16 protein-coding genes are annotated in these 21852 nt (G+C 45.4%); 1 reads left to right on the plus strand and 15 read right to left on the minus strand.

The features are described from left to right. Window positions 1-83 precede the first annotated feature (83 nt). The 12 genes from KAI37_RS21960 to KAI37_RS22015 form a co-directional block, all read right to left on the minus strand. Window positions 84-1778: an ABC transporter substrate-binding protein gene (locus tag KAI37_RS21960; protein WP_071643012.1), complete on the minus strand. Its 1695-nt coding sequence runs from the start codon at window positions 1776-1778 to the stop codon at window positions 84-86. 74 nt (window positions 1779-1852) lie between these two features. Next, window positions 1853-2755, minus strand: coding sequence for a carbohydrate ABC transporter permease (locus KAI37_RS21965; protein WP_076294299.1), 903 nt, complete (start codon window positions 2753-2755; stop codon window positions 1853-1855). 15 nt (window positions 2756-2770) lie between these two features. After that, a complete protein-coding gene (locus tag KAI37_RS21970; protein ID WP_220030212.1) occupies window positions 2771-3784 on the minus strand; it encodes an ABC transporter permease in 1014 nt (337 codons plus the stop codon). Window positions 3785-4239: 455 nt separating this feature from the next. Further along, a complete protein-coding gene (locus KAI37_RS21975; RefSeq protein WP_220030213.1) occupies window positions 4240-4656 on the minus strand; it encodes a cupredoxin domain-containing protein in 417 nt (138 codons plus the stop codon). A gap of 198 nt (window positions 4657-4854) precedes the next feature. Beyond that, window positions 4855-6621 (minus strand): thiol reductant ABC exporter subunit CydC, encoded by a 1767-nt coding sequence (gene cydC / locus KAI37_RS21980; RefSeq protein WP_104495630.1) that lies wholly within the window; start codon window positions 6619-6621, stop codon window positions 4855-4857. Further along, complete coding sequence (gene cydD / locus KAI37_RS21985; protein WP_071643020.1) at window positions 6602-8362, minus strand: thiol reductant ABC exporter subunit CydD; 1761 nt, start codon at window positions 8360-8362, stop codon at window positions 6602-6604. The genes cydC and cydD overlap by 20 nt, the downstream gene beginning before the upstream one ends. Next, window positions 8362-9375 carry a cytochrome d ubiquinol oxidase subunit II gene (gene cydB, locus KAI37_RS21990; protein ID WP_220030214.1) on the minus strand — a complete coding sequence of 338 codons (1014 nt, stop codon included), beginning with the start codon at window positions 9373-9375 and terminating at the stop codon, window positions 8362-8364. Before cydB ends, cydD begins: the two co-directional genes overlap by 1 nt. Continuing rightward, on the minus strand, window positions 9362-10768 hold the full coding sequence (locus KAI37_RS21995) for a cytochrome ubiquinol oxidase subunit I (RefSeq protein WP_025721940.1): 1407 nt from the start codon (window positions 10766-10768) through the stop codon (window positions 9362-9364). Before KAI37_RS21995 ends, cydB begins: the two co-directional genes overlap by 14 nt. A 406-nt stretch (window positions 10769-11174) precedes the next feature. Continuing rightward, window positions 11175-12833 carry a response regulator transcription factor gene (locus KAI37_RS22000; RefSeq protein ID WP_220030215.1) on the minus strand — a complete coding sequence of 553 codons (1659 nt, stop codon included), beginning with the start codon at window positions 12831-12833 and terminating at the stop codon, window positions 11175-11177. Beyond that, window positions 12826-14616, minus strand: a complete 1791-nt coding sequence (locus tag KAI37_RS22005) for a cache domain-containing sensor histidine kinase (RefSeq protein ID WP_076294306.1) — start codon at window positions 14614-14616, stop codon at window positions 12826-12828. The genes KAI37_RS22000 and KAI37_RS22005 overlap by 8 nt, the downstream gene beginning before the upstream one ends. Before the next feature lie 165 nt (window positions 14617-14781). After that, window positions 14782-15363, minus strand: coding sequence for a peptide deformylase (gene def / locus KAI37_RS22010; protein WP_028541815.1), 582 nt, complete (start codon window positions 15361-15363; stop codon window positions 14782-14784). Between the two features lie 222 nt (window positions 15364-15585). Further along, entirely contained in the window at window positions 15586-16641 is a 1056-nt protein-coding gene (locus KAI37_RS22015) for a YrpD family protein (RefSeq protein ID WP_028541814.1), read from the minus strand. A gap of 219 nt (window positions 16642-16860) precedes the next feature. Between KAI37_RS22015 and KAI37_RS22020 the strand changes: the two genes are divergently transcribed. After that, window positions 16861-18270 carry an RCC1 domain-containing protein gene (locus KAI37_RS22020; protein WP_071643028.1) on the plus strand — a complete coding sequence of 470 codons (1410 nt, stop codon included), beginning with the start codon at window positions 16861-16863 and terminating at the stop codon, window positions 18268-18270. A gap of 188 nt (window positions 18271-18458) precedes the next feature. Here KAI37_RS22020 and KAI37_RS22025 read toward each other — a convergent pair whose 3' ends face one another. The 3 genes from KAI37_RS22025 to KAI37_RS22035 form a co-directional block, all read right to left on the minus strand. Further along, complete coding sequence (locus KAI37_RS22025; RefSeq protein ID WP_013312001.1) at window positions 18459-19433, minus strand: polysaccharide pyruvyl transferase family protein; 975 nt, start codon at window positions 19431-19433, stop codon at window positions 18459-18461. Then, on the minus strand, window positions 19408-20787 hold the full coding sequence (locus KAI37_RS22030) for a lipopolysaccharide biosynthesis protein (protein WP_028541812.1): 1380 nt from the start codon (window positions 20785-20787) through the stop codon (window positions 19408-19410). The genes KAI37_RS22025 and KAI37_RS22030 overlap by 26 nt, the downstream gene beginning before the upstream one ends. 73 nt (window positions 20788-20860) lie before the next feature. Further along, window positions 20861-21811 (minus strand): glycosyltransferase family 2 protein, encoded by a 951-nt coding sequence (locus KAI37_RS22035; protein WP_076294307.1) that lies wholly within the window; start codon window positions 21809-21811, stop codon window positions 20861-20863. Window positions 21812-21852 lie beyond the last annotated feature (41 nt).

The following is a 21852-nucleotide window of genomic DNA, read 5'->3' on the forward strand; positions in this document are numbered from 1 at the left end:
TCAACAGAGCGCTAACCCCGTATGGACCACAAGGACAAGCGCTCTGTCATTCCGGCATTCAAAATTTCGTTAAAAGCAGTCAGCTATTTAGAAGCCTTGCCACTCCATAACTCCACTCTGTCCTTCACCAGTTGCGTGTATTGCTGTTCCATTTGGACAGCTCCGGCGGCATCCAGTTCTTTAATCATGTTGTCGTATACCGTATCAAAATTGGAAGCTGGTGCTAAAATAGCTTCCGGTATACGTTTGCGGATAATGTCTGTCGTTTTTTTGAATGTAACGTTATAGTTCGATTCATTGTCCGTTGTCAGGTTATAGGCTGCGCCCCAAGGCTTTACATCAAATTCTTTTTTGTCTGGGAACAGTTCTTTCCACGTTTTTACGCCATATGCTTTAAGGGATTCTTTCTCCGGCCCCGAATAAGCCGCGATAATTTGTTCTGGGAATTTGGCTGTGTAGTAGTTACCCGTAGGGTCCTTCACGCCGTCACCATAGTGTCCGCTGATGAGCGTGTACAAATCTATACCCGTGGATTTGCTGAAGTTGGTTGCATTGTTCGTTTTTTGCTCCAGCACATCAGCCGGAATGACACGTTTGCCATCTTTGATCTCATAATGCTTGCCCTCGATCCCCCAGTTCACTAGCACCTGTCCTTCATCAGAAGCTAAATAATCAAGGAATTTAATGGCCCGCACCGGGTCCTTGCAATTTTCCGTAATACCTACACCATAACCGGATGCGAAGCCCGTATCCTGAAAGGAACTATCCTTGTATTCCTCCGAAAGTGTAACTGGAAAATGCGCATAGCTGGAATCGGCCTTGCCTGAGGCCTTTAACGCATTTTCGGCATCCTGATACCCCCACTCCTGGTCGATCAGACCGAGGACACGACCGCTAGCAATTTTGGATTTGTATTGATCACTTTTTTGCACAAACGAATCTTTATCGAGCAGTCCTTCATTGTACATGTGGTTCAACCAACGGAAGTATTCCTTTTCCTCCGAACGTTTGTAATGAAGCTTGGCTTCAAATGTTTTGGGATCAATAAAATATTCACCATCATCCGGCGCTCCAGTCGTCTGGAAGGCAGGATTCGTTACGGTAATCATAATTCTCCAGTCGTCTGCATCCAACGTGAGTGGGATTGTTTTTTTACCATTAATTGTTGGATGCTTGGCTACATAGGTTTTGAGTACGTTTTCATAATCCTGTAGCGTTCTTACCTTTGGATAGCCTAATTCCTTGAGCACCTTATGCTGGATTTCAAATCCCCCCGTGGCGTCAAAATTCTCCTGTCCCACCCCTGCATACGTAGGAAGGACATAGATGGCTTGATCTTTATTACTGTATTTCAACCGATCCATATAGGGTCCATATAGCTTTTTGAGATTGGGTGCATGATCGTTGATCAGATCTGTCAGATCAATCATGGCCCCCGCATCCACAAGCTTGTTAATATTCGCTTTAGGAGAAACCAAGTCCGGGTATTCTCCACTTGCTGCCATCAAAGCGATTCGGTCATCTCCACCTCCACCGCTGACATCAAATTCCGCATTCAAGGTTACACCTGTTTTCTTGGTGATTTCCTTGCCTATTTCATCCTTCATTCCATTCCATTGTGGGCTTGTATCTGCTCCGAAGAAGCTAAACGTAATTGGGTCTGTGCCGCTGGATGTGCCTTCCTTCGCTGTTTTATCGCTTCCTCCACAACCTGCGAGTGCGGTAAGGGACACCGCGAGCAAGGGAATCAGTGCAAATCTAGACCAGTGTTTGTTCATATATAAATCCTCCTATATTCCTATGATGACTTCTCCTGCAAATAACTGCTATTTTACGACCGGAAACCCGGCTATTATGATTTCACTGCCCCCAGTGTCATCCCGCCTACAAAATACTTTTGCAGGAACGGATATACCATCAGAATGGGAAGTGTAACCGTAATTGTAATTGCCATTTTAATCGACTCTGGTGAAATTTGGGCCATTTGCTTAGCCATATCGTTACTATTCGTCATACTGGAGCCGCCTTGCTGCGTACTTTGCAGTATCTTCATCAGCTCATACTGCAGCGTCGTCCATTGCGGCGCCCCACCATTATACAAATACGTATCAAACCAAGCATTCCACTGACCTACTGCCAGAAAAAGAGCAATCGTTGCCAATACTGGTTTGCATAGCGGCAAAATAATTTTCCAGTAAATCGTAAAATCATTCGCCCCATCGAGCTTGGCAGACTCCTGCAACGCATACGGCAAACCGTCCATAAAGGAACGAATGACAAACACGTTAAATGCGCTAATTAAGCTTGGAAAAATGTACACCCAAAACGAACCCAGCAGATGCAAATCCCGCATCAAAATAAACACGGGCACCATCCCGCCAGAAAAGTACATCGTCAACGCCAAAAACGTAGAAATAAACTTACGAGCACGAAACTCGACCCGGCTTAATGTAAAAGCAAGCATAGACGCACAGATTAACCCGAGTACCGTCCCAACCAAAGTACGAAGAATAGATACTTGCAGTCCCTGAAGAAGGCCATCGTACTGGAAAATCGTTTTGTAATTTTCGAGCGTAAATTGGCGGGGCCATATATAAATACCCCCGCGAACCGTGTCCGTTGAATTGTTCAGGGAAATCGCAAGTACGTTCAGAAACGGGTACAGCGTCAACACCACGATCAGAGCCATGAGGATATAATTGAACAGGTCAAACAGCTTCTCAGACCGGGTAGCATTAAATGCCTTATTCGTCATTTCGCTTCTCCCTCCTTACATGATGCTTTCTTTGGTCAATTTTTTGAATATACCGTTCGCCGTAAACAACAACAAAATGCTAACCAGCGAGTTAAAAATACCAATTGCCGTCCCATAAGAGAAGCGACCCAAATTAATCCCGTAATTGAGCGCGTACAGATCCAGCACCTCGGAATAATCCGTCACGAGACTGTTGCCAAGCAAAAACTGCTTTTCAAAACCGTTGCTCACCAGATGCCCAATCGCCATAATGAACAGAACCGCAATCGTCGAGCGGATACCCGGAAGTGTAATATGCCACATCTGTCTCCAGCGGCTCGCTCCATCCACGCGCGATGCTTCATACTGTTCTTGATCAATTCCGGTGATTGCAGCTAAATAAATGATCGTATTCCAACCTGTCTCTTTCCATATGTCGGAAGCGGTTACAATGTACCAAAACCAGCTCCCCTTTGCCATGAACTGAATTGGTTCATCCACAATATGGAGCGCTACCAATATATCGTTGACAATGCCTCCGTCAATGGACAGCATCTTGGTGACCAAACCAGCCACAACTACCCAGGATACAAAATGCGGGAGGTAGGATATCGTCTGCACAAACCGTTTGAACAGCATACCACGCAGCTCATTTAACAGAATTGCAAAGAAGATCGGTACGACAAATCCAAATATAATCCCCATCAGGCTCATCGCCAGCGTATTACGTAATACTAGATAAAATCGTTCGTCCTGAAATAGCTCGATAAAGTTATTCAGCCCTACCCATTTCTGGTCCGTAAAGGATTTGGCTGGCTTATAATTTTGAAACGCCATCGTCCAGCCCCAGAGCGGAAGATAGCTGAAAACAAACACCCATATGACGAAAGGAATGGACATAAAATAAAGATATTTTTGCTGCTTCACACTGTCCCACAAGCCTTTTCCACCACGTTCAGGCTTCGGGCCGCGAGCCTTGCGTGGTCTTCCCCGGTTGGATTCAGGAATCACAGCACTATCGTTGGAAGCGGTTTCAGTTGAAGATCCCATAACAAGCTCCTCCTCATCTCTAGATACTATTATCATACTTTGCTGGCTTGGAAGCGGATACCCGACGAATTAGGAGAAAAATCAGTTCAAAATTAGATATATGGGATGAAAAAAATTACATTCGTGCCACTACGCATGCGGATGGTGCTTCCCATCGCTGTTGTCCCCGGATTTCTTGAATAAGCAACCAAAGGTAGAAATCCGGGGACAAAGGCGACCGCTTCGCTTGTCCAACACCATTCCGCCTACTCCGTTCTCATGTAAATTTTCTGATAGAAGTCTTGTAAAAAACAAAAGATCAGCAATGTAAGCTGATCAGAGGTAAAGGATAAAGGATAATGCATATTGCACCACAGGTGGATGATGGTATATATGCACACTGTCGCAATTAACCTAAATGATTAAAGGGAAAAAAATAGCTTTCTAGCATCAATGTGCTAGAAAGCTATTTTGATTTATTTTACTGTGATCGTCCCGTAGTACATGTACATGCCACAATTATACTCATATACCCCTGGCTTCAAGTCCTTGACGGTAAAATAATTATTTTCGTGATCCAGGTAAACGTCCATTCCGATCTTCAACGACTGCACTTCATCAATGCAAGTAAAGGATGTAATTTTCTTGAAATTGATTTTGGTTGGAACGCCGGCTTTCACTTCAATATTTTTAGGATAGAAACCGTCCCCTTTTACACCCACTGTAACAATCTCATATTTGATCTTGTCCGGCTCTTCCTGAGCTTGTTTAGGTTGAGTGGCCGGAAACGACGACACGCTCCCCTGGAAATAAAATAAGACAAACCCGCCCATGCTCAGGGCTACAAAACCAATCAGCATCAAATGCCAATGCTTAGAGATAAGTGTTTTCATTCATATCAGCCCCTCCGGTTGAATGTCTACATGTGACACATCAACTCTAACCAGTATATAAAAGTTAATCGAAATTTTAAATACCTCGTTTCAAAGCTTCTATTAGATGAATCATATCATCCGACACGGTGAGGATCATCACTATTTTTACATGCGGGAACAAAAGCTTAATCAGCGCCGGCTCAATCTATTCCTATTTCACAGACTCGGATGATCCAGCTCATACAGGTTGCGGTATCGGGGCTGCTCCTGCCACAGCTGTGCATGACTGCCCCGCATGGAAATGGTGCCCTGTTCCATAAAGATCACCTCGTCCATATGCTCCATTCCCGTCAGATGATGCGTGATCCAGATCAATGTTTTGCCCTTCAGCACACGAAACATCGTCTGCATGAGCTCATGCTCTGTCAGCGGGTCAAGCCCCACTGTCGGCTCATCCAGTAAAACAATCGGGTGATTTTGCAGCAAAATCCGCGCCAGTGCAATTCGCTGTTTTTCTCCACCGGAAAAACGAAGACCCGTCTCCTGCATTCGGGTATCGTAGCCCTCCGGTAAAGAATCAATTAGGGTTCCAAGCCCTACCTGCTCTGTTACTGCACGAACCTCTTCCAGCGTAGCATTGGGTCGTCCTAACCGAATATTGTTCGCTACCGTCGTATCGAACAAATACGGCTGCTGGTTTAGCACCGCAAACAGACTGGAGTATGCTCCACCTGTATATACGGGAATCCCTGCGACAGTGACGCTCCCTTCATCAGGCTGCAATGCACCCTGAATCAGGTTCAGCAGCGTTGACTTGCCCGCACCACTGCGGCCAAGCAATGCAACCTTGCCCCCCTGCGGAACGTGCAAGGAGATATTACGCACGCTCCATTCCTGCGTTGCCGCATAGCGGTAGCTTACGTTGTTCAGCAGCAGGTCTCCTCCGTGGCCCAATCGCATAGCGGTAGCCTGTTCCTCTAGAATGTCTGCTGTTCCGCCTGCTCCAGGTGTAGGTGTGTCTTTCTCCGAATCCTTTAACCGTCGAAGTGAATCCTGATACTCCGGCGCATGAACCACCGCTTCTCCCGCGCGAACGAAGGCATCCAGCAATGGAAAAGCCACAAGGGCAAAGGATGCCAGCCATGTGGCTTCTATACGATTCTGTGCTACCAGTCCCCCGGCCCACACAGTCATAATCACAATCCCGCCGCCTACAACGCATTGTGCGATCCAATGAGAACGCCACTCACTCCGGCGAAGTGAATTTTCCATCACGGCAGCCCTATTGTGCCGTTGTGTAAAGGTACTCAGGAAATGCCCAGTCCGTCCGCTCAGCACCAGATCACTCATGCCGAACAGAGCATCCGTCAGCTCCTGATAGGCTTTACTCCGTTCCTGCTTGAACATACGCCGTTTGGCGAGTGAGGTCCATAGTGAGATAGCTGGGGCAATAAAAAGCAAAAACCCGCCATATAGCGCCATGAGCAGGGCAAAGGTTCCGTCCATCCGTCCGAGCGCCAAGATGCCTGCTGCATAAATCAGCAAAGCCGATAGCGCAGGCAGAACTAGCTTCAGATAGATGTTTTGAAGCTGCTCAATATCCTCTGCCAGCAATCCTAATAGATCCCCTGTACGGAATTTGCTGCGAATCATCAGCGCCTGCGGTTCTACTGCCCGATATAAGCGTACCCGCATACGGGACACCAGACGCAGTGCGGCATCATGTCCTACCAAGCGCTCCAGGTACTGAATAACCGCTTTACTAAAGCCAAATGTTCGCACAAGCACAATTGGAACGTACACCATTAATATATTTTCCGGTTTTAAGGCCGAACGGGTAATCAGATGGCCGGACGTAAAGAGCAACGCGCCCGCACATCCAATGGCCAGCGCGCCCAAAAGAGCAGCTATCAGAAAGGCCCAAAAATATTGTCTCAGATACGTCACAAACCAGCCTTGACTGCTATTGTCCGTTACTCTCATATCGTCCGTTCCCTCCTTCCGACATCCCCGTCAGCAATCGGTAATATGCCCCCTTACGGGCAATCAATTGCTGATGGGAGCCTACTTCTTCCAGACGACCTTGATCCATCATCCAGACACAGTCCATATCCGACATCCAATGAAGCCGATGGGTGGCAAGAAACATTCTTTTATGTTTCAAAACCGATAAAATCGTCTGTTTTAGCTCCCATTCTGTCTCAATATCCAGATGGGCCGTAGGCTCATCCAATAAAACGACCGGACGATTACTGAGCAATGCCCGCGCCAACGCAATCCGCTGTGCCTGCCCTCCGCTCAGTGTCCGACCTGCTTCACCAATGGGCTCATTCAATCCACCCGGAAGACCGTCTACCAGTTCACGCAGTCCAACCGCGTCAATCGCCCACTCTACCTGCTGGTTGGATGCCTCCGGTTCATAAAAGCGGATATTATCTGCCAGAGAAGCGCTAAACAGGTATGGATGCTGTGGAATATAGGCAATATGCCGTTGCCATTCAGCTTTGGCATCCCCAGCCAATCCGCATCCATTCAGGAGCAACTCGCCTGAAGTCGGATCAACAAAGCCGCCAAGCAGACTAAGCAGCGTCGTTTTACCTGCACCGCTAGCTCCAACGATGCCAATCATGTTCATGTGCGGTTCAACATTTGCAGACACATGTTCAAGCCGAGCCGAACCGTCTTCATTAAGAAGGCACACATCAGATAGCTCGAAAATATCCTGTCCCGTGATGTCCAATCCTTTATCGTTAGCTGCCTGTTTATTCGGCTCGTTCGCATCATCTTCTGTACTAAGAATGGAGCGTATTGCTCCCCAAGCCTCCTTACCATCCAGTGAAGCATGATAGTCTGATCCCAACTGGCGTATGGGCATAAAATATTCTGGTGCCAGAATAAGCACCGCAAGCGCTGCCTCCAGACCCACCGAGCCACTAATCAGGCGCAGCCCCAAGCCTACCGCGACAAAAGCGACCGATAGCATACTAAAAAAATCGAGGGCAAATGAGGAAAGAAACGCTACCCGCAGCGTGCGCATCGTTGCTGTGCGGTATTGGTCGCTGACCTTCCCAACCGTTTCCCCATGCTCTTGGCTACGACCCAAAAACCTTAGTGTCTGAAGTCCACGCAGCGAATCCGTGAAATGGTGAGATAACAAACGATAGGAACGCCACTGCTTGTCTGCCTGCTTCCGCGCCGCCAAGCCGAGCAAAATAAAGAAGCCCACCAGAATCGGCATCGTAGTCGTCAAAATCACACCTGAAATGACATCCAATGTGAAAACATACACAAGCACAAGTATAGTTACAGCCATCATGTCAATCATTCGAGGAATGGACAGTTCCAAATACGTGCGAAAACGATCCATGCCGTCCAGCGCTAGCGTCACCAACTTGCCGCTGCCTTCCTGCGCTGCAAAACCCGGCCCCCGTTCGAACAAACGTGCAAGCAGACGCTCCCGTAAGGAAGCGCCTGAAGCTTCGGCAAAACGGCCGGCTGTCCGGCGTTGCAGCCAGATCATCGTATGCCTCATTGCAAAAGCTGCGAAAAACAACGCCAGCGACGGCCAAGCCATCACCAGCGGATTTTTATCAAATAAAATCGTAACAGCCTTTGCCAAGAAGACTGCTTGTGCAATCACAGCAGCCCCCTGGAGCAGGGAAAGGGCAGCCAGTAGCAGCATTACTGGCCGAATGCCCTTTAATTCAAACCATGCCTTATCCATTAGTATTCCAAATGATCCTTCTCACTGAGGCGCTTATGGAAAACAAAATAGCTCCACGCCTGATAAGCCAGCACAAAGGGTAAAAGCGTTGCTGCAACAATCGTCATGGCTTTCAGTGTATAATGACTGGAGCTTGCATTATAAATCGTCAAATCAAAAGCACTGTTAATTGAGCTCACCATAAATCTTGGGAACAAACCAACGAATAACGAAACGAAGGTCAGCAAAATCAATGCCCCTGTCATCCCGAAGGCCCATCCTTCGCGGCGCTGCTTCAGGAAGTACCACGTCAGCACATAGGCGACAATTCCCACTGCTACCGCAGCATACATAAAGGGACCGCGACGTGCAAATAAATCCGTTACAAAATAAGTCCATACCACCATGCCAGCGAGTAAAATGCCCAATACCGGGAGAAATTTGGACGCAATCACGCGAGCACGATCCCGTACTTCTCCAATCGTCCGCAGGGAAATAAACGTCAGCCCGTGCATTAGGCACATTCCGACCACTGTCAGTCCAATCCATACGGTGTATCCATTGAATACATCGGAAAATCCAGCTTTCAAATCCATGTTTTGCTGAATAGGTACACCTTTCACCAAAGCCGCAAAAGCCATACCGAACAGCATCGGCGGTAGAAAGCTACCCATCAGAATGCAGGCATCCCACGTTCCTGTCCACCATTTCCCTTCAGCCTTGCCGCGGAACTCAAACGAAACTCCACGCAAGATCAAACCTAGCAAAATAAAGACAAATACCAGATAATATCCGCTGAACATGGTTGCATAAAAATGCGGGAAAGCGGCAAACATCGCACCTGCTGCTGTAATCAGCCACACTTCGTTGGCATCCCAGAATGGACCAATCGTATTGATCATCAAACGTTTTTGTTGGTCATTACGCGGCACCAATCCTGTGGCCATTCCTACGCCAAAATCAAAGCCTTCCAGAAAAAAGAAGCCGGTAAACAGCACAGCAATCAATAAGAACCATAAATCATTTAGCGACAATGGTGTCACCCCCTTGAGCAAAAGGATCATGAATTACCGTTTGCTGATGCGGCTCAATATCCGGACCTTTGCGAGCCGTACGGTAAAACAGGAACGCCAGCACACCTGTTAAAATTAAATACAATGTGGTAAATGAGATGAACGAGAACAGCACTTCTCCAGCCACAACAGTAGGCGAAACAGAATCTTTTGTTTGAAGTAAACCAAATACCGTCCACGGTTGGCGACCTATTTCAGTCATGATCCAACCTGAAGTATTCCCAATGAATGGAAGGGATATCCCCCATATCATAAGACGGAAGAACCAGCGATGTGAACCTTCCAACTTTTTACGGAACGTCAGGTAAGCTCCATATAAAGCGAGTGCAATCATGCCACATCCCGCCGCAATCATAATGCGGAAGCTCCAGAACGTGGTACGTACTGGCGGGATATAATCTCCCGGACCATAGGTTTTCTCATATTCAGCCTGAAGCTCATTCATACCAGGCACAGAGCCGGTAAATTTACTATAGGATAGAAAACTCAAAGCAAAAGGAACTTTAATCTCAAAGGTATTTTCCTTTTTTCCAGGATCAATCCATGCGATAACTGTCCAAGGAGCGGGGTCACCACTGTTCTCCCATAAGCCCTCACTGGCAGCCATCTTCATCGGCTGTGTTTTCACTAAATATTGAGCCTGACCATGACCAAACAAAGGAATAGCAATGGCACTGATTAAAGCAACAATAATGCTCAATTTGAAAGAAGGTTTAAAAAAGTCCATATTCTTTTTGTGCATCAGCTTCCATGCACTGATACCCGCGATCAGAAATGCCCCCGTTGCAAAAGCAGCAAACAATGTATGTGGGAATTCCCATAACAGTTGTTCGTTCGTTAACAGAGCAGCAAAATCTTTCATTTCTGCACGTCCATTTTGAATCTCATATCCTACTGGACGCTGCATGAATGAATTAGCAGCTAGAATCCACAATGCCGATAACATCGTACCGATAGATACCAGCCACATACAAATTAAATGGACCGTTTTGGACAATCTTTCCCAACCGAATACCCATAATCCGATAAAGGTCGATTCCAGGAAAAATGCAAGTAGCGCTTCAATCGCCAGCGGCGTACCGAATACATCACCTACAAAACGGGAAAAGTCCGACCAGTTCATCCCGAACTGGAATTCTTGCAAAATCCCGGTGACTACGCCCAGTGCAAAGTTAATCAGCAGAAACGTTCCCCAGAATTGAGCCATTTTTTTGTACAAGTCATTTTTCTTGATAACATACATAGTCTCCATAATTGCCACCAATAACGACAATCCAATGGAGATCGGCACATAAACAAAGTGAAGAATCGTTGTGGTTGCAAACTGCAACCGTGCCAAATCCAATACGTCCATGATGTTGCCCCTCCCCCTGCACTTCTCTTAACATTGATTTATAGTGTCTTGTAATCTGAAGTCTCCTACATTTGTGATAGTATTCACATTCTTACATATGTAGCGGTCATTTTTTAGAAAAATAACTCACTCAACTACCTTCACCATGGTTGTCATGATCCGGCTTCAGATTATCCCCATTATATAGAATAAATTTAAATGAAATAGAATCGAAAATGTGAACATCGTGTCAAAGCTGTGTCATTACGATGGCGATTTGATGAAAACGACCTAAACTCTATAATAAATGTGACATTTTCGATTGATCTATCCATTTTTCTACCACAAAAAAAGCCTCTCTTCGTTCGGAGGTCGTACCTCCGACATCTGTAAGAGAGACTTCATAGCGTTAAACCTAGGGATTCTATCAACAGCCATCTGTTCCTCCGTTCTTTTGAGCCCGATTACGGTAGGAGGAAGGTGACATTCCAATATACTTTTTAAATTTACTATGAAAATAATCTGCATTCGCATATCCTACGCGTTCCGCCACCTGGTGCACCTTAATTCCTTGAGCAAGCAATTCTCTTGCTCGCTCAATCCTCACCTTATCCAGGTAGGCATTAAAGGCCTCGCCCGTATGACTTTTGAACAGTTTGCCCAAATAGCCACTATTGTAATTGAACATATCTGCCAGTAACTCCAGTCGCAAATTTTCATCATAATGACTATGTATAAAGTCAATCATTTGTTTCATGATGATGTCCTTGCCACTAGGATCAGTCTGGCCAATCCATTGCAACACATGCTCCAGCGAGTGATCCACCAGCTCGCCCAATGTGGAATAAGCATATACATCGGTTATAAAGCTGGAGTGCTCCTCCAGCACGGTTCGGCTGTGATCCTGTCCGGCTGCATACTTGTTCAACGCCAGTGTGAATGTTTGGGCGAACGCCGCCTTAATTGCAGATTCTGTGCGATAAATCCGTGGAAATTGGCCTTCCATTTCCTTAATGACACGGGTTGCAGCTTCACTATTAGCCATATCTAGCGCATAGTAAAGCTTTTCTGCATAACGTATGGGATCATCTGTGGCACTATCAGGCGCTCCACTTATTTCAGTCTCGATGATCTCCAATTCGTGTAGGTCTCCTGAAAGCATGACTCTTTCTGCCCGGAACAAAAACGTACGCTCTAACAATCGTAGTGCCTGCTCAAAGGATCTGGGAATGTCGCTAAGAATGGCTACAGGATCACCGGCAGCCACATAAATTTCCGTAGCCCACGGCTTTAGCTCCTGTCGCCAAGCAGCCAGCAACTGAACAGCATCTTTCTCCGTTTTTAACGTGGCGGGAAGCAAGAGACCCATATATTTTCCCGCCTCAAACACGATACCTCTGCCCTGCTCATGGCACAATTCTGTTAGCCGCTGCTTTGCTGCCGACTGCCGGGCTTGCCGATCCCAGTCAGGTATACGTAAATCCAGCAGAATAACCTGATAGCTACTCCAGTCCAATGCTGGTAACGCTGGCTGTTGTCCATGTTTTCCGTTACCGCTTTGATGTTCAGCTTGCTTGGATGCTCTGTGCAGAAAATCAATGCTTTCCATAGCATTACGAGCATGCTCTTGATGAACAGGAAACAATAGTGCTTCGATCCAATTACGCTCATGGGAAGGTGGACTTCCCCATTTGCCGTCTTCTTTCTCGTCCTCAATGTTTTGCCGTACCCGTTTCAACTCTGTCGTCATTTCTTCCTCATCAACTGGCTTCAGTAGGTATCCATCCACCCCGAAGCCCATGGCTTGCCGTGCATAATCAAAGTCTGCATATCCGCTTAATATGAGAAAGTGAAACGGCTCTCCGTTCTTTTCACGTATGCTTCGTATGACCTCCAGCCCACTCATCCCTGGCATACGAATATCTACAATGACCAGCTCCGGCCGATGCTCTCCGAACTTATCCAGAGCCTCGCGTCCGTTCCCTGCCGTATCGACAATACGGAAGCCACAATTCCCCCAGTCAATAATGGAGGACAATCCTTCACGAATCGCAGGCTCATCATCTACAATCATTGCTTTATACATTCGACTCTTCCTCCCGTGGTATGGAAAAATATACGGTTGTTCCTTCTTGTAATGCGCTTTCAATATGCAGTCCATGATGTTCGCCGTACATTAATGTTAGACGTTGATGTACATTACGCAGGCCAATACTACTCCCTTCCGGCTCATCTGTCCCCCTGATCCGAGCTAGCAGACGGGTCAGTTGCCCAGCTTCCATGCCGATCCCGTCATCTTCTACTTTAATTTTCAGTTCTCTTTGTTCTATTGTAATATCTACCTTCACGGTAACTGGCTCTTCCTTATTTTCCAGGCCATGAATGATTGCATTCTCCACCAGCGGTTGTATGATTAAGGGAGGAATCGACAGGTCCGTCGCGCTTTCTTCCAAATTCACTTCATAGATCAAACGATTTCCAAATCTGAACTGCTGAATTTGCAAATAGGATCGCACCATATCCAACTCCTGTTGAATCGTCGTTTTACCACTGCCAATCTCCAGATTCCGGCGCATCAACCTGCCAAGTAAACGCACCGTCGTTGCAATTTCCGCTTCCCCATTCAGATGTGCTTTCATTCGAATGGATTCTAACGCATTAAACAGAAAATGCGGATTAATTTGGCTGGCCATCATTTTTAGCTTGATATCTTTTTGCGCCAATTCCAGTCTGTTGTTGTGCTCACTCGTCTCATAGACCTGCACCATGAGTTGGCGTATACTGCTCACCATATAGTTGAAACGACGGGATAAATCCCCGATCTCGTCCCTTCCCTCCACACTCGATACCACATGAAAATCGCCCGCGGCTACCTTACCCAGCTCATAGCTCAACCGCTGTAGGCGTTTGGTAATCAGCCAGGAAATGATAGTGATCAGAATTAGTGCTATAACCAGCACCGCAAGAATACATAGAGCACCAATCAAGCTGATTCGGTTGGCTCCCTGTACAATATGCTCCGTTGAAAACACTGAAATAATCGTAAATCCGCTCACACTGGAGGCGGGCAGCAACTCATCCACGATGATGTTGGAGGGCATTCCGTTGATTTTCGCTTCATATATCCCCTTACCCGCACGCTGGACATCAAAGCCCAAATGTAAATCGCTCAACGTCTGACCCACCGACTGCGGACGAGTAGCTGCGACCACAATCCCGTTACGATCCGTAATCAATGTTTCAAAAGGCTCCTTGCTCAGCATATGATTCAGCTCGGTCTGACTCAGCGATATCATCAGAACTCCCTTGGTATTGTATTCAGGAAATGGAATTTGCCGTACCAGGCTCAGGCGATTAACCGGGTTATCTTCCTTATCCTGAATGTAAAACCAGTTAATCGCCGTCCCCTTCAAAGCCGTTTGGAACCACTGCTGCCGCTCAATGTTAGAGTCCACTGGAATAAACTCCAGGTTATTGACAAGCGTCGGATTGTACGAATAGAACCGGATGGTAGCAACCTCTCTATATTGTTGAGTGTACTCATTAAAATCCTTGTATTGATGATACGCATTCATCAGCTCTACCATACCCGGATACCGTCGGTTCGCCATCTCCCTCAGCCTCTTATCGAACATGAGCCCATTTGAAATATCCGTTGGCACACGCAGTAAATTTGCCGTCTGGCTCTTGATCTTTTCCACATTGTTTACCGTCTGGGCAATTGCACTATTCAATGCCTGCTCTCGCAAATAAAAAGTAACGCAGCCGCCCACCACCAGCACCGGGATCATGACAATCAGTACATAGGAGAACAGCAGCTTATTCCGCATACGCATGTTATTCATCAGAAGCCGTACTCCACGATTCATGCCATCCCTCCCATAAGATAAGCGCTTACATTTTTATGTATTTTCACATCCTCTATCACGAGCTACATGTTTCCAGTTTAAAGCTTCGTAACCTCTATATCTATATTTTTTTGCAAAATTAAAAAAATGTGGCGAACGGAGTCACCACACTTTACGGATCATGAGCTATTTACGTACAAAAGGTTCGATATGCACTCCCTGCGGCAGCTTGTGCGGATCTTCCGGGTTGATACGGTCATAAAACATAATGCCGTCCAAATGGTCCATTTCATGCTGTACTACAATCGCTGCATAACCTTTGAAAGTCAATAGCTCCTGTGTTCCGTCTGGCAAATTGGCCTTAATACGAATTTTTTCATAACGCGGTACATATCCGGCTACGTACCGATCTACAGACAAGCACCCCTCACCTTGTTCCAAATAAATCATGGACGTGGAGTGGCTGACCAGCTTCGGATTAAACAACGCATACTCTACCGTTTTGTCCCCATCTTCATAATAAATAGCGCACATTCTTTTGTTCAAACCTACCTGGTTCGCAGATAATCCCACACCCGGGCGCAGTTCATAGCGGGTAGCCAGCTCTTCATTTTGGCTATTTTTCAGATAATCCAGCATCCATTGCATCTGTTGAAGATCCTCTTCAGACAGTGGCAAGCATACCGGATCAACCTTCGTACGCAAAATAGACTCCCCTTCACGCACGATATCCTTCGTGAGAAGCATGTCCATCGATTGATTACTCATTCGTCAGCCTCGATTCATTAAAATAAATATACTTTCATGTTATTCTGCAAAAGTTAGGGGAGTGAGTTCCCAATATTCCTACAAGTTTTATCCCATAAATTATATCTATTCATGAAATGAATTGTCAAAATGAAGCGGTAGTGGAGTGTAAGCAAACAATATGGCTTTTAATAAAAAAATAAAACCGCTCCTTAGAACGGTTTTATAAACTATATTAATATACTATTTTGAAAGCTTAAAAGATGTACTATTTCCACTAATTGTGACTTGAGTATTGGCTACTTCATCTTTAACTGGTGTTTTGGCTATCCCGTCAATTGATATTTCACTTAGAGTAGAATTCATCTGCCCGCTTGCTCCGGAACCAGCAATAGTTGCTAACAACTTATAATTAACTACACTGTTCACTCCAATATTTGATTTAGAAAAGATAGTTGTCAGCTTAGTATCACCATGTCTTGAACATCCAAGATCCGCACATATAGCAGTTCCCGCAAGTTTTAATCTTACAGCGTTATGTTCAACACCACTAGTATAGTTCCTCCATAAGTCCATCTGAACTGGCTGTCCAGTAATATACCCATTTTTATATTGTACCTGATTATAACCATCAAGTAGATATGAAGTTGACAGTGGATCGTCCCCACCTATTTTAAGATAAGGCTGCCAAACTCCCGGAGCATCTCCTTTACTATAAGCCAATCCTGCATCAACTTCCAATCCCCTTGCTGTAAACCCTGTATACATATACGGGGTTCCATTTGTAGCCAGCAAAGTAGAGTTACTTGATGTAGTAATGGCCCTAGTCTCAATGTAGTTACCTGTCGTACTATTGACCAATACCCTTCCTCCAAATCCTCCTTGTATTGCTTGTGGTTTAATAACGTGTGTTTCCTCTCTACCATTTTCAACTGGTAAAATAATCAACTCTGGATCTTTAATTGAAGAATCCTCATAAAAAAAGAGGTTAGTATCGTCCAAATAACAGTAGTCAACAGTTTCATATGTAGAAGATTCAATAGATGCATTCAATGATTGACTATTTGCTTTTTCTTCTCTAACAACTTTTTTGGCTTGAATAATAAAGTTGTTTATCTTTTCCTGGCTAACCTCAGCATCATTTTTTACTGTAACATTTTTAGAATGTTCTAATCCATAAGTTGATTGCGTTACTGAATCGCTAACTTTTTCCGTAATATCTTCGTTATTAGCCGAAGCAGTAACACCAATTGAAGAGAATAACAGAAAGATAATTATTGAGAACTTTACCTTTTTCATTCACTCTCACCTCATCCTAATTTTTGAGAAAAATTTTTGCTATCCTCCTTCCCTAATATTGTAAAAATTTTCACCCAAAACATATAATAGTATTTCATTATTCATTTGTCTACATTTTTTATGGAAATAAATACATATTCTCTGGATTTATTTGCAATTTCTTTCTTGTTTATGGTTATATGATATTAGAAGTTATTTCAAAAAAGGAGAGAGCATATTTTGAAAAATCAAAATTTAAAGCAATGTTTCATAGCTTTATCAGTTATTTTACTAATTTTCTCCTCTTGCTTAGTTTCAAAAGAAGCATATTCAAACGAATATGTAAAACCATCTCCAGATATAGTTCAATTTTCAAGCAGTGGTGAACATACTTACGCTATTGACAATCAAGGAAAGCTACTTGCATGGGGGCGTAATGAAGATGGGGAATTAGGCTCAGAAGACGGCATAAATCGTTCCGTACCCTCTCCTGTGGTTTCTATGTCATCTGATACTTTTAAACAGGTCACCACGGGTCGCTTTGGTTCTCTAGCCATAAAAACAGATGGTACCGTTGTTAGTTGGCAAAGTAAAAAAAATCAAGGTCGTAGTGTTGCCCCTAAAACCTTCTCAAGCCTAAAAAATGTTGTTAAAATTGCCGCCGGAGGAGATCACTTTTTAGCATTAGATCAAAGTGGGCAGGTTTGGGGCTGGGGTGATAATTCTCGGGGACAATTAGCCAACTTTAAGTCATCTTTCATCAATGAACCAACTTTAATAAAAGATCTACCCATGAATATTGTGGGTATAGCAGCTACGAATCAGGGTTCCTTTGCACTTTCCAAGGATGGAACATTGCTCTATTGGGGCGGCGACAATGAAGATGCGAATATTAAAGAACCACAGCTGCTTAAACAACTTAAAAAAATTAAAATGATTAAAAGTGGAGATTTTGCTATAAGTGCAATTGATATGAATGGCAACGGGTGGACATATAATCCGCTAGAGAGCAAAACTAAACAGTTTAAAATTCCACAGAAGTTAAAAGATATCTCTGCTCAATTCGACCACACTGTTTCATTTGTAACAACTACTGGCGATGTCTGGATTTCTGCTGGTAATTCCAATCCAGAGAAAGTAAAGGGGCTTGCTAATATATCGGAAGTAAACTCTGGAAACGACTTTACAATCGTAAGAACGGAAAACAATAAATTATGGAGTTGGGGGAGCAACGTTAACGGTCAACTTGGAATTGACTCGACATTGAAAAATGTAAAGCAACCGACTATTGTAGTGAAGCCTATTCAATTGACCGTAGATGGCTCTATCATGGATCTGACTACCACTCCCAAATTACTGAACGGCTCAGTCTATGTTCCTTTCAGAGGAATATTTGAAAAATCAGGAGCTAAAGTCATTTGGAATAATAGCCAAAGGGATCATGTCACCATCACAAAAGGTAAACTGACTATAGAACTAGTTGTAAACCAAAAATTCGCATTGGTTAATGGAAAAAAAGTAAGTCTCGCTGCTCCTCCAAAATATATAAACGGGAGTATTTTGGTACCGATCAGATTCATTTCTCAAACCTTGGGTGCAAAGGTAAACTGGAACGCATCAAAATATGAGGTAACTGTCAATAATCAATAGAAGCCAAGAAAGAAAGAACGAGCGATCATCCCATTAAATATGAATAGCCTTAATAGTTCACAAGCTTAACTCTTAACTATCCTTATTAATTTAACACAAGCAAAAATCTCCTATACCAATGAAATGGTCAGGAGATTTTTTGCCGTTATCATACCTTTGAAATTAATCATACGTATCTTTTCTTACTATTAAGATGGCTGCTCCAACGCACTTGGAGCTTCACTAAACAGCTGCGCTTTTGGATTCGGCTGTGTCCAGGTATTATAATATTGCGAGTTCTTGCCGTAGGAATTGTCAATGACAACGTGCGGCATATCAAGCAGACAGGCCAGAATGTGACCGTGCAGCCGTGAAGTGCGAACCTCGCGGTAAGAGCTGAACAGCGTAACCGCTTTGTTCATGAGATGGTCTGTGTACTTGTACCAGAACGTACGTGTAGGCAACGGTCCACCGATTTTCTTATCCAGTCGATAAAACTTCTGGAAATAGACAATTCCCTTCACTTCCAGCGGAGTAAACAAAGTATCCCAGTCCAGCCGGTGAGCGGCATCTGCCTCGTCATCGAACTTCTTTTGTCCACCCACCGTTTCAATATCAGTCCGCAGGAAATACAATACATCCTTCACTGTTTCCGTAGTCGGCTTCAATGGCCAGAGCTGGTGCGCCATATCAGGGCATAGTGTGATACTGCACTGGTTCAGCTTGTCCTTAGCCCACTGATAAGAGCGAGTATCCCGCACAAACATATGTAGATCCGGGTGAGCATTAAACAGGGCAGCGACCTCATTAGCCTTCTGTTCAGATTGAAAGTGGATCGTTTGCGGCATAATCACAATTCGGTGGTTAGGGAAATCGCGAACGATGCGTTCCCGCAAATTTTGGTGATTTGAATAGAGATCGCCGAAGTTGCCGCCGCCGTGGCACACGATAATCCAGTCACCCGGAATTTGAAGCTGATCGGGAATATCCATGGCGCTATAACGGGCACGGACACGGATGCCATTATCCTTGAAGAACGCCTCGGTGCCTTTCATGATGAGTACATCCCCACCGTTATTATAGACGGGATAGTCGACATAAATGATATTCGAACCTTGGGGGACTACGTCGAGAATGACGCTCAGCTTATTTTTCAGTTTAGCCATGGGATGCAAATTCGGCATCTTTCAGTTCTCCCTTCCTGCGCTTCTTTTGTATAGTCTGAATGACAAATGTAATATCACTTTTATCAAAAATGATCCGTGATAGCGGAACATTGAAAAACATGGGGAACGAGAACAGTGAGAATGCCAACCGTACACAAGCGCCTACAAGCAAAGCAATCGCAATGCCGTCCAGACCAAAGATCGGTGTACAAATAAAAAATAGACCGACGGTGATCGCATAGGCTACAATTTGCCGGAACAATACCAGTCCCGGACGTCCCAGAGCGTTAAAGGCCGAAGCCAGAATCCATGAGCCACCACCAATGATACATTCCAGTGACAGCAGGTAGAACGTTAGCGATGCTTCCAGGAAAGCGGGGCCGTACAGCAAACCCAGCATGTATCGTCCAATGAAGAGAGCAGGCACAATGACGATTAGCATCGCAGCCATAGAGATGCGAAAAGCACGACCTACTGTTTCGACAATCTTGCTGTGCTCCATCCCCGTCACCTTTGGAAAGGTAACGTTAGTGACGGCGTTTTGCACCACATTGAACACACGAGACAAGGCGTAGACGACAGAATACAGACCGAACGCTTTGGGTGATAGCAGCGCCACAATAACGATTTTGTCCGTTTGTGTGGACAGCGTCCCCATCAGCTCCATCCCGTAAACCCTCGCTCCATAGCTATAATAAGGACGAAGCACTTGGCGGCTGGTAAATGGGCGGAAAGCACGCAAATTCATATACTTGCGCAAACGGAGGAACGCCCATACTAGCGCAAGGAAACTCGCGGCAAAATTCACTGCTCCTGCCAGCTGCACATTGAGCAGGCCCATCAGCCACAGTGTCACCAGACCGATGAAATTCAGTAACGGGTAGTAAAACAGCAGGCCGTTATATACGCTAAATCGATCCAGCCCTTGCGACAATGCTGTCGTCAGCGCTGTAAGCACTGCCAGCGGTATGGCTGCCGCACAATAAAGCTGGGACAGCTGGATGATGTCCGCACCATAACCATTCAACCACAGCGGCATGCATATCCAGGCCACCGCTCCCGCCAACAAGCTGGCAGGCAACTGAATCCAGAGCGACAACGCCAGCAGTTCTTCCGTCGTGCCTGTTTTCTTCTTGATGTTATAAATTAACGACGTTGGTAATCCGAAGCTCAACACACTGCCGATCAGCGTAGGCCAGAACAGAACTGCCGCCAGTTCTCCTTTCCCCTCTACTCCGAGCATACGTGCGGTCAGGATGGAAGTCAGGGTCGTGACGATTAGCACAAAAAAATTGTTAAAGCTCGTGCGCATGATCGTTTTGGCGAGACTGTCACCCGTGAATACTTTCCTTGCTGCTGTCCATGTGCTCATGTTACGTCCAACTCCTGTTCCTTATTAAGCCTCTCGTCTCTATGCTCACATTGCGTCTTTTGACGCACCTCCATCAGCCTACCGTTTTTTTGGAATTGCGCTCAGGCAACTGCCCGCCAACAGGCTCCTTTGGAATTGAAAAGATCGCTTTCAACGCTCTTCTATAGCCTTGAATGGCAGTATGATTTTTTTTGGGCTTTTCTCTCAATATCTGATACAACGTCGTCCAGTATAGTGCTGCATAACCAATCGGCCCAGATCCCTCGTCACGCAGCAAATGAATATGATTCATCACCCGCATATAAGTAACCTGCTCCATATTGTCGCGCGAGGACGGCGATTCGTGATGAAGCAGCGTAAGCGCCGGGTTAATGTATAACGGACCGCTTTTCATTGCGATGCGTGAAAGCAATAAATCCTCGCCTACGCTATAGCTTTGCAACCAAGGTACCGGCTCCAGACTGCGAATCGCCTCACGGCGAAATGACATATTGCAGCCATGAAAAAACTGGGTTCTAAACGTCTTCTTGGCCTTATGCCAGTTATACATCGAGCCGGACTGACCGCTGAGGGACAACCTCCCTTTGGACAAAGACTGCTGGAATGACAGCAAGCATCGAATCGTTCCCATGAAGCTGTTAGTCATTCCCTGTGCAATACCGCCGACACCAGCGGCCTGCGGGTAGGCCTCATAGGTACGCATCAACTCATTCAAATAGTTGCTCGGCAGCTCAACGTCATCGTCAAGGAACAAAATGATGTCACCCTGCGCAAGTTCAGCTGTCTTTACACGAGATAACCATAATCCCGGCTGCTCCTTGCGATGATATCGGTAGGTAATTCCCGCTCTGCCCAACTGACGCTCATAACGTTCCAGCACATGTTTCGGCAGTTCTCCGTCGTCAATAATCCATAGCTCGGTTTCACATGCCTCCGGTGCTCCCCCAATGGCAATTGAATTAATGCATCGGGTCAGATCATCAACTCGATTTCGGGTGCACAGAGCAATGGACAAGCTTAACATCATACTCCCCCTTTATCCTGTCAGTGTGTAAAGAAAACAGT

Origin of the sequence: Paenibacillus sp. S25, from assembly GCF_019454085.1 — a bacterium.
Lineage (GTDB): Bacteria > Bacillota > Bacilli > Paenibacillales > Paenibacillaceae > Paenibacillus > Paenibacillus polymyxa_B.